Origin of the sequence: Streptomyces sp. NPDC051041 (assembly GCF_044456065.1) — a bacterium.
GTDB classification, from domain to species: Bacteria; Actinomycetota; Actinomycetes; order Streptomycetales; family Streptomycetaceae; genus Streptomyces; species Streptomyces glaucus.
This window is the reverse complement of sequence record NZ_JBITFM010000018.1, coordinates 1-12,444: the sequence shown is the minus strand read 5'-3', so window position 1 is coordinate 12,444 and position 12,444 is coordinate 1. Positions and strand designations below refer to the sequence as shown.

The following is a 12,444-nucleotide window of genomic DNA, read 5'->3' as shown; positions in this document are numbered from 1 at the left end:
GGGGGGGGGGGGGGGGGGGGGGGGGGGGGGGGGGGGGGGGCGCGCCCCCCGCGCGGGGGGGGGGGGGGGCCCGCCGCGCCCCCGCCCGGCGGCCCCCCCCCCCCCCGGCCCGGTCACCGTACGCCGGTGAGCAGCCCGGTGACCTCTGCGGATGCCGGGCGGGCCGGGGAGCGGTCCGCCCGGCATCCGTGCGCCCGGGGCGGAGTCGTGCCCGGGGCGGAACCTGGTGACGTCCAGACCGGGTCAGAGCCTGGTGACGTCCAGCTCGCCCTCGGCGTACCGCCTGCGCAGCACCTTCTTGTCGAACTTGCCGACGCTCGTCTTCGGCACCGCCTCGATCACCGTCCAGCGCTCGGGGAGCTGCCACTTGGCGATCTTTCCCTCCTCGGCGAGGAAGGCGCGCAGGGTCGCGAAGTCGGCGGTGGCGCCCTCCTTGAGGACGACCGTGGCCAGCGGGCGCTCGCCCCACTTCTCGTCGGGTACGGCGACCACGGCGGCCTCGGCGACGTCCGGGTGGGCCATCAGCGCGTTCTCCAGCTCGACCGACGAGATCCACTCGCCGCCGGACTTGATGACGTCCTTGGCGCGGTCGGTGAGGGTGAGGAAGCCGTCGGGCGAGATCGTGCCGACGTCGCCCGTCTTCAGCCAGCCGTCCTCGCTGAACTTGTCGGCGGGGCGCAGCGGTTCGGCGTCGGGGCCGTTGTAGTAGGCGCCGGCGATCCACGGGCCGCGCACCTCCAGTTCGCCGGCGGAGGTGCCGTCCCAGGGCAGGCGTTCGCCGCCCGGGCCGGTGAGGCGGGCCTCGACGCCGGCCGGGAAGCGGCCCTGGGTGAGGCGGTAGGCGAACTCCTCGTCCGTGCCGACCGCCTGGGCCGGGGGGCGCGCGACGGTGCCGAGCGGGGAGGTCTCCGTCATGCCCCAGGCGTGGCAGACCCGCATGCCCAGCTCGTCGAACGCCTCCATCAGGGCGGGCGGGCAGGCGGAGCCGCCGATGGTGACCTGGGTGAGGGAGGAGACGTCCCGGGGCCTGGCGGTCAGCTCGGCGAGCAGGCCCTGCCAGATGGTGGGGACGGCGGCGGCGTGCGTCGGCCGCTCGCTCTCGATCATCTCGGCGAGCGGCGCGGGCTGCAGGAAGCGGTCCGGCATCAGCATGTTGACGCCGGTCATGAAGGTGGCGTGCGGCAGGCCCCAGGCGTTGACGTGGAACTGCGGGACCACCACGAGCGAGGTGTCCTGGTCGGACAGGCCCATGGACTGGGCCATGTTGACCTGCATGGAGTGCAGGTAGATCGAACGGTGGCTGTAGACCACGCCCTTGGGGTCGCCGGTGGTGCCGGAGGTGTAGCACATGGCGGCGGCCGCTCGCTCGTCCAGTTCCGGCCAGTCGTACGCGGTCGGCTTGCCGGCGATCAGCTCTTCGTACTCGTGCACCTGTGCGGAGACGTCCGCGAGCAGGGACCGGTCGCCCGGCCCGGAGACGACCACGTGTTCGACCGTCTTCAGGTGCGGCAGCAGCGGGGCGAGCAGGGGGAGCAGCGAACCGTTGGCGATCACGACCCGGTCGGCGGCGTGGTTGACGATCCAGGCCAGCTGCTCGGCCGGGAGCCGGAGGTTGAGGGTGTGCAGCACCGCGCCCATCGAGGGGATCGCGAAGTAGGCCTCGACGTGCTCGGCGTTGTTCCACATCAGGGTCGCCACGCGGTCGTCGGCCCCGATCCCGAGGTCCTCGCGCAGCGCGTGCGCCAGCTGGGCCGCGCGGGCGCCGATCTCGGCGAAGCTGCGGCGGTGCGGTTCTCCCTCACCGAGCCAGGTGGTCACCCGCGATGTGCCGTGGACGACCGACCCGTGGGTCAGGATCCTCGAGATCAGCAGCGGTACGTCCTGCATCGTGCTCTGCACGGCGTCCTCCCGGGGCGGCATTGCCTACGCGGTGGTAAGGGATGGCCTGATTCTGTGCACATACCGCGCGGTATGTCACTAGGTCCGACCGATCGATCCTTCGCGCCGCCCCGCATCGGCCGCTCCGCCGGAGTCCGCGCGGGAGGCTCCAGGGCCTGCGCGGCGATCCGCAGGGGTCCCGGGGGCCTGCGGGGGCTCCACAGGGCTCGGGCCCGGCAGGGCCGCGGAAGTCCGGGCCGCCCGGAGCCCCCGGCCCCCTACCGGGCGAGCACCAGCTCGGGGTCCTCGCGGAGCTTGCCCAGGGCCCGGGACACCGCCGACTTCACCGTGCCGACGGACACGCCGAGCACCTCGGCCGTCTGGGCCTCGCTGAGGTCCTCGTAGTACCTGAGGACGACCATCGCCCGCTGCCGGGCCGGCAGCTTCATGATCGCCCGCCACATCGCGTCGTGCAGCGCCTGCCGCTCCGCCGGGTCGTCCCCGCCGGGCACGGGCTCCGGCTCGGGCAGCTCGTCGCAGGTGAACTCGTCGACCTTGCGCTTGCGCCACTGCGACGTCCGGGTGTTGAGCAGCGCCCGGCGCACATAGCCGTCGAGCGCGCGGTGGTCCTCGATGCGCTCCCAGGCGACGTACGTCTTGGTGAGCGCGGTCTGCAGCAGGTCCTCCGCGTCGCTCGGGTTGCCGGTCAGCGACCGGGCCGTGCGCAGCAGCACCGGCCGGCGGGCCCTCACGTACGACGAGAACGACGGGTACGGGAAGGGGAGGGTCCGCGTCGCTGCTGCGGCGGCGTTCGAGGCGCTGGTGCAGACGGGTCTGGTCATGGCTCCACGCTATGAGCGAGCGGGCCCCCCGCGGATCGGCCGCAGGTCCCGAAGCCGAGTCCCCCTCAGGTTGTAGGGAGGGGTTCCGCCGCACCTCCTGCAGGTGGACCGGAGGATGAGCGCGCGTGCGGGTTCACCCCTGGGGGCGAGACCTGGAGCGGGGCCGCAGCGGAGGGGCGGCGGGAAGCGGAGCGGGGAGCGGCGCCTCGCCGCACGGACGGCCCGGCTCCGGCATCCGCCCCGGGACCCGGCTCCGGGAACGCCCGCGCGGCGGTGCTCCGGCACCGCCGCGCGGACGCGTCACGACCCCGTGAGGCACACCCCGGTCTTCGAGGGGGCCGGCGCCGGAGCAGGTACGCCGGCCCCCTCAGTCCGTCACCGCAGCGGGGCGAAGCCGACGGCCACGTTCCCGTTGCCCTGGTCGACGGCCGTGAAGGCGGAGCCGTCGACCTGAGCCGTGTTGTTCCGGTTCGAGGCGCCGGGGCCGGCCGTCCGGTCCTTGTGCACGACGTCGCGAGATCAGAGTTGCCCACCGGGTCCGCGGCGAACCGTCCCGTAAGGCATGGTTCGCACTCAAGCGTGAGGACAAGTCGATAAACCTTTTCGCCCTCCCCGAGCCGCACCTCGGGACGGCACGGACCCCCGCCCCGAGCACCGCAAGGGGTGAACCGTTACGCCACATTTCCGGCCGACCGCCCCGCCCCGGCGCGTCGCCCCACGCCCCCTTCCCTTTTTCGAACGCGTGTACGAATATAGAAGTATGGCCACCATCGACCGGCAGGCCACGACGCTGGCCCTCGCGCACGCCCTGTCAGCCGCCGAACGCGGACTGGCCGTCATCCCGCTGTCCCGGACGAAGCTCCCGGCCCTGCGCTCCCCGCACCGCGACGTCCCCGCCTCCCTCCCCTGCCGCGGCGAGTGCGGCCGCCCCGGCCACGGGGTCCACGACGCCTCGACCGACCCGGCCCGCATCCGCGAGCTGTTCGACGCCGCGCCCTGGGCGACCGGCTACGGCATCGCCTGCGGACTGCCTCCGCACCACCTGATCGGCATCGACCTGGACACCAAGTCGGGGACGGACTCCTCGGCCGCCCTGCGCGAACTGGCCCTGCGCCACCTGTTCACGATCCCGCCCACCGTGGTCGTCCTGACCCCCAGCGGCGGCCGTCACCTCTGGCTGAGCGGTCCGCCCGGCGTCGCCGTCCCCAACTCGGCCGGCCGCCTCGCCCCCGGCATCGACGTGCGCGGCGCCGGGGGCTACCTCGTCGGCCCCGGCTCCCGTACCGGACACGGCGTGTACGCCGTCGCCCCGGGCACCGCGCACCTCGCCCCCGCGGCCTGCCCGCCCGCACTCCTGCGCCTGCTGCTGCCGCCGCCCCGCCCGCGGCAGCCCGCGTCCCCGGCGGCCGGCGGGCAGCACGGCCAGGGCCTGGTCCAGTTCGTGCTCGCCGCCCACCGGGGCCAGCGCAACACCCGCCTGTTCTGGGCGGCCTGCCGCGCCTACGAGAACGGCATCGGCCCGGCCCTCGTCGATTCCCTGGTGGCCGCGGCCCTCGACAGGGGCCTGACCGAACGCGAGGCCCGCGCGACGATCGCGTCGGCGGCCCGCATGACCGGCCGCCGGCCGTGACCGGCCAAGGACCGCCCCCTCCGCGGGCGGCGGGGAGCCGCCCGGCCGTGCCCGGCGAAGAGCCGCCCGCCCGCGCCCCCGGAACGACGACGGCCCCCTGACCGCCCCGGCCGTCCCGACCGCCCCGGCCATCCCGACCGTCAGCGCCTCCGGTCGGACCTCGAACGCGATCGACGAGGACGGGACACCGTCCGCCGAAATCGGAAGACCTGGATGCGTCACCGCCCTAAAGTGCCGACCATGTCGCTGACCCGTCTGGTCCTGTCCTCCGGCCGCTCGGTCGACCTCGCCGAGCTACGGCTCTCCTCGACGTACGGCGGGATGCTGGAGGGCTACCCCTGCAAGCCCGTCAACGACATGAGGATCAAGGGCCTCGTACGCGCCGCCGAACGCGCCTTCCCGGGCACACCGGTGCACCTCGTGCCGCCGCCGCGCGAGCACCCGGACCAGTACGCCGGCGCCTTCGGCCCCGTGGAGATCCTGCCCTCCGTGGCCTGCGTCGGCCTCTTCTCCTCCACCGCGCTGGATCCGGCCCACGACCCGGTCTCGTACCGCTCGGGCCTCGCCGTCGTCTGGTTCCAGCCCACCCCGCGGGTGCCCTCCGGCTGCGACGCGGAGCCGACGCTGCGGGAGCTGCCCTGGGAGCGGCTCGCCCAGGACCACGAACTGTAGGAGCCCCGCCCGGAGCCACCGCGGTACCGGCGCCCGCCGACCGCGGACCCGCAGCCCCGCCCCGCCCACCGTGAAAGGCCCGACCGATGAGAGAGTCCCGGGGGGACCTGCTCCGCTGGCAGTTCGAGTTGACCTGGTCCCTGTTCGAGTACCACCTGGAACGGCTGGAGCCCGGTGACTTCCTCTGGGAACCGGTGCCGCACTGCTGGACCCTGCGCCGGGCCGCCGACGGCACGTGGGTGCCGGACTGGGCCGAGACGGAGCCCGATCCCGTCCCCGTCCCCACCATCGGCTGGGTGAGCTGGCACATCGGCTGGTGGTGGAGCGTGGCGATCGACCACGTGGCCGGACGGCCGCCCCGGGAGCGGACCGGCATCGCCTGGCCCGGCCCCGGCGCGCCGACCGTGGAGTGGCTGCGCGCCCTGCGTACGGACTGGCTGACGGCCCTGGGCCGGTTCACCGACGCCGATCTGGACGCCGCGGCCCCGTTCCCGTGGTCGGACGAGCCGGCGCGCACCGTCGCGCACATGGCCGCCTGGGTGAACGCCGAACTGATGAAGAACGTGACCGAGATCGGCCAGCTGCGCCTGCTGCGGGCCGCCGCACCGGAGTGACCCCCGCCCCCGCACGCCCGCGCACCAGGGAGCGGGTCCCGCGACCGGATGCGGCGAGCGCGGCCCTCGCCTCCGACGGGCCGGCCGGCGCCGCCCCTTCGGTTCGCGGACGTGCTCCCGCACGGCGGTCGGCGGCACACGCGCGGGGCGATTTACACGTACGGGGTGACCGCGTCCGAAGTGCCATCACACGTACAGGTGAGTGTCGGGAGCCGGCGTCGGGGTAGGGAGACGCTGCCCCGGGCCCGGCGGAGAGGGCCGCACCTGACGACGGTTCCAGGCACAAAAAGCCCAGAGCCAAAGGTGTTTCCGGAAGGAACCGGTGCCGCGAAAAGCCTTTCCGGTCGTCTTCGATCAACAGCGTGCGCGTGTCTACACCGGGCTAAACGCCCTGATTGTCCAGAATGTTGCCCACTGCCCCAGTTGAAACTAGAGGTTTCGTTGCCGAGGAGCATGACATGCAGGTTCGCAGGTGGCTCCCAGACCAGCCCACTCGTATCGGCCGGCACGACTGGCCGGACGAGGGCGACAACGGAACGCACATGCGACTGAGGGCCGGCTCCATTGTGGTACTCGACCGGCAGGCATGGCGGATCCTGGAGATCGACAACTATCCGGGCGACCGGTGGCCGGACTCCTACGAGAAGGCGTGGCGCGACCACGTGGAGCTGTGGTGGCACGCCAACGAACTGCGGCGGGCCAACAACCAGGCGGTCAAACCGGCCCCCGAGCGGACCGAATTCTACAAGCGCCCGGTGGTCCTGGTGCTGCGCAACGAGAACCTGCCCCGGTCCACGCCGAAGCACTGGTGCGCCCCCGCCAGCCACGACTGGCAGGTCCTCCCGGAGCACTACGCCGTCTGCCGCGCCTGCGGCGAGCTGCCGCCCTGCCACCACGGCGAGTACCGCTGGGAGGGCGGCCCCCGCTGGCCGGACCAGAGCGGCGGCATTCCGCTCATGGTGCCGGAGGGCTGCTGCATGGGATGCGCCGAGCCGATCCGGCCGCGGGTGCGGACCGTGCGCTTCCCCGGCCCGAACCTCTGGTACCCGGACCTGGGGGAGGACACGGCGGTCTTCCACGCCCGCGCCGCCTGCGCCGACCAGGTCGACTGCTACCGCATGCAGTGGCAGACCGAGTACAAACCGCGCCCCGCCACGCACTCCGGCACCCTGTCGTTCCCCGGTTTCGAGCACTTCGTGCTGCCCCGGACCCGCAATGCGCCGGCCCTGGCCCCGCACGCCCAGCGGCTCTCCCCGGACTCCCGCTCCGCGCCGGGCGCGCCGCCGCGGCCGGGCGAGGAGGCCTGCGTCTCCGTGACCGGCGACTCCGCCGCCTTCCGCGTCCCGTTCGACGGGTACCGGGCGGAGGATCAGTACCCGACGGGGGACAAGCACCGGGGAGAGGACAGGTACCGGAGGGGAGACGAGCACCGGACGGAAGGCGAGTACCGGGGAGAGGACGGGCACCGGAAAGAAGACGGGTACCAGGCGGAAGGCGAGTACCGAGGAGAGGCGTCGACCGGTGCGCCGCAGGCCGGTCCGCCGGTTCCGGCCGTCCCCGAGCCGGTGCGCCGGCCGGTCCCCGCAGCCCCCGACCCCTCCACGGCTCCTGGTGCACCCGCAGCACCCAGCGCGTCCGCAACCTTCGACGCACCAGCCACGCCCGGCACACCAGCCGCACCTGACACACCCGCATCTCCTGGTGCACCCGCGTCTCCTGGCGCGTCCGCGGCGGATCCGGCCGCGCCTGCCGGTCCCGCCTCGCCCACCGGCCCCACCGAACTCGCCGGGACCGCCGCGCCGGGACTGTCTTCCGCGGCCAAGTCGCCCGCGCCCGCCGCCTCCCCCCTCGCCGAGAGCGCCGGATCGGCTCTCCAGGCGGCGGAGGAGCTGGGCCTGCCCCTGGCCGGGCGCCCTGCCTTCCACAACGCGGAGCAGGCGGCCCGGGTGATCGAGGAACTCACCGCCGCGGTCCGGAACATCGCCCTCTGCCTGAACGATCCGGCCGCCCGCGCACGCTCCTGAGCCACGCGGAGGACACGGCGCGGGCGGCATTCGCCCTCCCCTTCGACGACGCCCGGGCCCTGACCCCGCGCCCGGGCGTCCCCCGCCCCACCGCGCCGCTCATCGCCCTGACCGCGGCCCCGTCGCGGCCGGCCCTTCCACGACCCGGCCGCGGTAGGCCTCCCGACGACCCCGCCTCCTGTCCCCCCGCCCGGTGCTCCGGCCGAGCAGCCGATCAGCCGGGCGGAGACGGGCGGCCCTGCGCCTCACGCGCGCCTCCGGCCTGCTCACCCCCGCTCCCGACGCCGTCGAACCCGTTGCCGCCGGGCACTACGGCCGTACGCCGTCGGCGCCGTTGCTCCGCTGCCGCGTCCCGGCACCCCTCACCCGTCCCCGGGCCCGATCCGTCACGCCCGCGGGCAGCGACCGAGCGCCTTCGCCCACGCCCGGCCGCTGCCCGCAGGTCCCACCCTCACGCCGGAGCGGAACTCCCGCCACCCATGCGCCGCCCTCATGGCCTACACCACGTCACCGTCCCCGGCCCGCGACCGCGTCGCCGGCGCCTGTGCCCCCGTCCGTGCCCGATCGAGCGGGAAGCCGCGGGCAACGCCGGACGGCCCCGGAGCCCGGGCAGGCGAACGGCCCCTGACCGCCAATCCGGGTCAGGGGCCGTTCCCGCTGCTCCCAGCGCGGAGGCGGTGGGATTTGAACCCACGGTGACATCGCTGCCACGACGGTTTTCAAGATCGTCAGTTCCACGGCTGCACCACAAGCGCACCAGATCGAGCGGGGAACAGCGGGGACTCACGGTGAAAGCAGCCGAGCCGGGGAAGGCCACACACACCTGCTATTCACGCAGGTCAGCGGCCGAATCGGCTGCAGATGCCCGCAGCTTCCCAAGCCGATGGTGTGGTGCTCAGGTCGGACCGGCCTCAATAGAGGATGGTCCTCCAGCGCTCGATCCGCAGCAGTCGCCCACTGCTCGTGTCGAGCACCTGGACTCGGTCGTCCTCCACCTGCCAGACAGTGCCGTAGAGCGTTCTTTCCGGAAGGTCCGCTCTGACGATGTCGTACACGTCCAGGTCGTCCTCGACCGGACGGGACCACGAATGCCCGCATCGCCCGCAGGCATAGCCGACCGCACCGCGCTCCGCGGTAGGCACAAGGCTGCCCGTACGAACCTCCTCAACCAGGCACCGGGGGCACGGGTCGGCGGTGTGCGCGCCTACTGATCGAGACATCGGCCGATCCTGCATGACAGCAACGAAGGACAGCAACCCCAGCAACCGGCAGGGCCCAACGCAGACGCTCGCAGCCTTCACCGCAACCTGTATGACCTCCAATGACCGATCCCTGTGGAGCTACGGATCAGAAGTTCGCGCCAGGTAGAGACGGTCTGGCCCTGTGTCAGGCCGTCTCGGTTTCCGTCTCATTCACGCCCCTGGCTTGTTCACGAGTTTCGGTTCTGGCTCGCTTTCCGTGATGCGCGCACGCTGAGTGACGGCTGGTGCTCTGATCAGGCTCTGGGAAGTTGCCTGAAAATGATCGGGGCCGATCTTGGTGTGGTCGACAGTGCGGCGTCGTGGAAGAGACGTCGCCTCCCATGGAGGGCCTGTTGTTACCGTCCATCGCGGACGTGTCGGTGCTGTCGCTGGACGTGAGTCATGAGGCGATACGCATCGATGTCTGCAGTACGTCGGCCGGGGCGGCATGCCCGGACTGTGGGAGCGAGTCGACCCGGGTGCACAGCTCTTACCTGCGGTTTCCAGCGGACGTGCCGAGCGGGGGACGTCTGGTGGTCCTGCAACTGCGAGTCCGGCGGTTCTTCTGTCCGGAGCCTTCGTGCGCTCGGCGGACGTTCGCTGAACAGATGCCGGGGCTGACTCGGCGGCACAGCAGGTGGACGGAGCGGTTACGAGCGACTCTGGCCGCGGTGGGTCTCGCCCTCGCCGGCCGGGCCGGCGCCCGGATGGCCCAGGCATTCGGGGTGTCCATCAGCCGCAGCGCGGTGTTGCGGCTGCTCGACGCATTGCCCGAACCCGCGGTCCCGGCCCCGCGGGTGGTGGGTGTTGATGAGTACGCCACACGCAAAGGACGGGTCTACGGCACGGTGCTCGTCGACGTCGAGACTCGTCGGCCGGTGGATCTGCTGCCTGACCGAAAGGCGTCCAGCCTGGCCGCATGGCTGGCGAAGCGACCCGGAATCGAAATCGTCTGCCGGGACCGCGCGCCGTTCTTCGCTGAAGGCGCCGCAGCCGGGGCACCACAGGCGACGCAGGTCGCCGACCGCTGGCATTTGTGGCACAACCTCGACGAGGCTGCTGAGCGGGCTGTCGCCCGCCACCGCCAGTGTCTTCGCGTTCTTGTCTCCGATCGCGGGGCGAAAGCCGACGAACCGGCGCCGCCCGAGGAGAAGGAGACCTCGCCATGGCGGAGCGAGCGGTTCGCCAACCGCGTCCGAGCCAGGCACGGCACAGTCCACGCGCTGCTGGAAGCCGGCCACAGCCGCCGCTCCATCGGGCGCCAGCTCCGGATGACCCACCGCACCGTCAAGAGCCTCGCGGACGCTGCGAAGCCGGAAGACCTCTTTCGCGGCCAGTGGCAGCACAGCAGGACCTCCGTCCTCGACGAGTACAAGCCCTACCTGGACGAACGCTGGGACGAGGGCTGCACCCACGCCTGGAAGCTCTGGGAAGAGATCGTTCCCATGGGCTATCGCGGCAGCTACGGCCGGGTCAGCGCCTACCTGCGAGAGAAGCGCACCTCGCCACGGCCGGTCACCGCGCAACCGCCGGCACCCCGCGTGGTGACGAGATGGATCCTCACCCGACCCGAGACGCTTACTCAGATCGAGCAGCTCCGGCTCAAGGCTGTCCTGGCCAACTGCCCCGAACTCAATGCCCTGACCGGTCACGTCCGGTCTTTCGCCCAGATGCTCACCGAGCGCCAGGGCGAACGGCTGCCGCAGTGGCTCGACGCTGTCCGTCAGGACGACTTGCCCAGCCTCCACACTCTCGCGGCCGGCATCGACCGAGACCGCGACGCGGTCATCGCCGGACTCACCCTGCCCTGGAACTCCGGAGTCGTCGAAGGCCACGTCAACCGGATCAAGATGCTCAAGCGCCAGATGTTCGGCCGGGCCGGATTCGCACTGCTCCGCAAGCGAGTCCTGTTGGCTCACTGATCGATGTCAGATGCGCGCGATAGCTTCCCGACATGGGTGTCTATCTGGTGAGCGTTGGCGCGGAGGAATGGTTCGGTGACGAGGAGGACGGATGGGGTGAAGTTGCTTCGGCGCTCAATGCTGAACTCAGGCGGCGGGGCATGCCGCCCTACGAGGACGTCCCCGCAGAGACGGACTTCGCTCCTGGCTCGGGGCAAGCTTTCGAGGAAAAGCTGACCCCCGATATGACGGGGTTCCTCGCCTTGTGTCAGACGCATCTGTCACGGGAGGAATCGGAGATCCTCTGCGGCTGGACCGTGCTCGTGCCCTTCTCGCTCGATGAGGAGATCTGGTTGCCCATCGAGTCCGACGATCACGAGTCCATGGTGGCCGGCGCTCCCCAGGTACTATCGCTCGCCGAGAAGCTGGCGGCAGCCATCGATCTGCCAGCCGAAACCCCGGCGACATGCGACAACCTCGACCTGAGCACGTGGTTCAGGCACCAAGCAAAGGAACTGGCCACTACTCGCACAGGACCTTGGACCAAGGACCTGGACACAACCTTCTACGTCGCACTGTTCCTGCGCGCTGCACAGCACTCGATCCGACGCGGCTGCCCCATCGTCTGCACCTGAGGCCCGCCTTCGGTCCCACTGGTCTCCCAGCGAACATCACCCACCGTGCACGCGTCACGGAAAGCGAGCCAGAACCCCTCTTCATGGACAGAGCCACGCCCCGCTGGGATACCGTGCCAAGCATGCCTACTAGGCAAGTCTGTCCGCGCTGCGGGCAGGACTGGGTCCACTCATACCGCTTCATTGCCGATGGGGCGCCCTTCTCGCTGTGCACTGAGTGCGACTCGTTGTGGTGGCCGGGCGAAGCGGTTGAGGTGGCTCACGCAAAGTTCCTCGATGATGCCGTCGCGGAACGCCTCGGAGTAGAGGGAAGCCCGTGGGGCGATCTGGTCTGGGCCGACGTCATCGAGCCGGCTCCTGACCACGGTGCTTAACCCACCGCACCACAAGCGCACCAGATGGAACGGGGAATCACCGTGAAAGCCGCCCCACCCGAGACCACCACGACCAGGACCTCCGCCCAGGTCAGTGCCCGAACCAGCCGCAACTTCCCAAGCTGAGGGTCGCCCGGTCGCCGCCGTCAGGCACTGGCCGTCGAAACAGGCAGCGTGGCTGAGGCCGGTGGGAGTGCAGCGAGGCACACGCGTGCGTGGTCGGTCGGCGCATCCGCCGTCATGGCGGGCTGTCGTCGGCTGAGGTTCGGACCGGGCGCATCGAAGGTGCCGGCCGTCAGGCGAGCGCGCCGAAGCTGGGCCGTCTCTGGGCCGTCCGAGGCCGCTCGACAGTGGCCAATGACGACCAACGACGACCACTAGGCGTACGTGTCCACCGCCCCTGACCAGCAAAAACCCAGCTCACCGAGATCCCCGGCAAGACCCAGGGCAAGAAGAAGCAGGGCCCTCAGCCCTGGCCTCACCAGACCGGGAATCCGCGGTTTGCTGTGGCCCCAGGGTTCTTTCCGCGCTTCGGCCGCTCAGAAGCTGTTGCTCTATCGATCTTGGTGGGCGTGAGTTCGAGGTCGTCGACTCGGTCGGGTGATCTCGTGGCCGACCGGGCATGAAAGCGGG

10 protein-coding genes are annotated in these 12,444 nt (G+C 71.7%); 6 read left to right on the top strand and 4 right to left on the bottom strand.

The window, feature by feature from the left end; all coding sequences use genetic code 11:
• Nucleotides 1-243: 243 nt before the first annotated feature.
• The 3 genes from ACIBAI_RS23600 to ACIBAI_RS23590 all read right to left on the bottom strand — a co-directional run bounded on the left by ACIBAI_RS23600 (nucleotide 244) and on the right by ACIBAI_RS23590 (nucleotide 3,227).
• Nucleotides 244-1,920, bottom strand: a complete 1,677-nt coding sequence (locus tag ACIBAI_RS23600) for a long-chain fatty acid--CoA ligase (RefSeq protein WP_399037146.1) — start codon at nucleotides 1,918-1,920, stop codon at nucleotides 244-246.
• A gap of 236 nt (nucleotides 1,921-2,156) precedes the next feature.
• Nucleotides 2,157-2,720 (bottom strand): SigE family RNA polymerase sigma factor, encoded by a 564-nt coding sequence (locus ACIBAI_RS23595; protein ID WP_399037144.1) that lies wholly within the window; start codon nucleotides 2,718-2,720, stop codon nucleotides 2,157-2,159.
• A 375-nt stretch (nucleotides 2,721-3,095) separates the two neighbouring features.
• Nucleotides 3,096-3,227 carry a hypothetical protein gene (locus ACIBAI_RS23590; protein WP_399037322.1) on the bottom strand — a complete coding sequence of 44 codons (132 nt, stop codon included), beginning with the start codon at nucleotides 3,225-3,227 and terminating at the stop codon, nucleotides 3,096-3,098.
• 253 nt (nucleotides 3,228-3,480) lie between these two features.
• Between ACIBAI_RS23590 and ACIBAI_RS23585 the strand changes: the two genes are divergently transcribed.
• The 4 genes from ACIBAI_RS23585 (at nucleotide 3,481) to ACIBAI_RS23570 (ending at nucleotide 7,660) form a co-directional block, all read left to right on the top strand.
• Nucleotides 3,481-4,350, top strand: coding sequence for a bifunctional DNA primase/polymerase (locus ACIBAI_RS23585; protein WP_399037142.1), 870 nt, complete (start codon nucleotides 3,481-3,483; stop codon nucleotides 4,348-4,350).
• A 240-nt stretch (nucleotides 4,351-4,590) separates the two neighbouring features.
• The gene (locus tag ACIBAI_RS23580) at nucleotides 4,591-5,022 is read left to right on the top strand and encodes a hypothetical protein (RefSeq protein ID WP_399037140.1); all 432 of its coding nucleotides are present in this window, start codon (nucleotides 4,591-4,593) and stop codon (nucleotides 5,020-5,022) included.
• Nucleotides 5,023-5,108: 86 nt separating this feature from the next.
• Entirely contained in the window at nucleotides 5,109-5,636 is a 528-nt protein-coding gene (locus ACIBAI_RS23575) for a DinB family protein (protein ID WP_399037138.1), read from the top strand.
• 458 nt (nucleotides 5,637-6,094) lie between these two features.
• Entirely contained in the window at nucleotides 6,095-7,660 is a 1,566-nt protein-coding gene (locus tag ACIBAI_RS23570; RefSeq protein ID WP_399037136.1) for a hypothetical protein, read from the top strand.
• Nucleotides 7,661-8,571: 911 nt separating this feature from the next.
• Here the strand turns inward: ACIBAI_RS23570 and ACIBAI_RS23565 are convergent.
• Complete coding sequence (locus tag ACIBAI_RS23565; protein WP_399037134.1) at nucleotides 8,572-8,715, bottom strand: hypothetical protein; 144 nt, start codon at nucleotides 8,713-8,715, stop codon at nucleotides 8,572-8,574.
• Between the two features lie 527 nt (nucleotides 8,716-9,242).
• Here ACIBAI_RS23565 and ACIBAI_RS23560 point away from each other — a divergent pair.
• Nucleotides 9,243-10,823: an ISL3 family transposase gene (locus tag ACIBAI_RS23560; protein WP_399037306.1), complete on the top strand. Its 1,581-nt coding sequence runs from the start codon at nucleotides 9,243-9,245 to the stop codon at nucleotides 10,821-10,823.
• Between the two features lie 32 nt (nucleotides 10,824-10,855).
• Nucleotides 10,856-11,437 (top strand): hypothetical protein, encoded by a 582-nt coding sequence (locus ACIBAI_RS23555; RefSeq protein ID WP_399037132.1) that lies wholly within the window; start codon nucleotides 10,856-10,858, stop codon nucleotides 11,435-11,437.
• The last annotated feature ends 1,007 nt before the right edge of the window (nucleotides 11,438-12,444 follow it).

Coding starts and splice junctions, on each gene's coding strand:
- ACIBAI_RS23600 (WP_399037146.1), bottom strand. CDS start 1,920: ATGCCGCCCCGGGAGGACGCCGTGCAGAGCACGATGCAGGACGTACCG.
- ACIBAI_RS23595 (WP_399037144.1), bottom strand. CDS start 2,720: ATGACCAGACCCGTCTGCACCAGCGCCTCGAACGCCGCCGCAGCAGCG.
- ACIBAI_RS23585 (WP_399037142.1), top strand. CDS start 3,481: ATGGCCACCATCGACCGGCAGGCCACGACGCTGGCCCTCGCGCACGCC.
- ACIBAI_RS23580 (WP_399037140.1), top strand. CDS start 4,591: ATGTCGCTGACCCGTCTGGTCCTGTCCTCCGGCCGCTCGGTCGACCTC.
- ACIBAI_RS23575 (WP_399037138.1), top strand. CDS start 5,109: ATGAGAGAGTCCCGGGGGGACCTGCTCCGCTGGCAGTTCGAGTTGACC.
- ACIBAI_RS23570 (WP_399037136.1), top strand. CDS start 6,095: ATGCAGGTTCGCAGGTGGCTCCCAGACCAGCCCACTCGTATCGGCCGG.
- ACIBAI_RS23560 (WP_399037306.1), top strand. CDS start 9,243: ATGGAGGGCCTGTTGTTACCGTCCATCGCGGACGTGTCGGTGCTGTCG.
- ACIBAI_RS23555 (WP_399037132.1), top strand. CDS start 10,856: ATGGGTGTCTATCTGGTGAGCGTTGGCGCGGAGGAATGGTTCGGTGAC.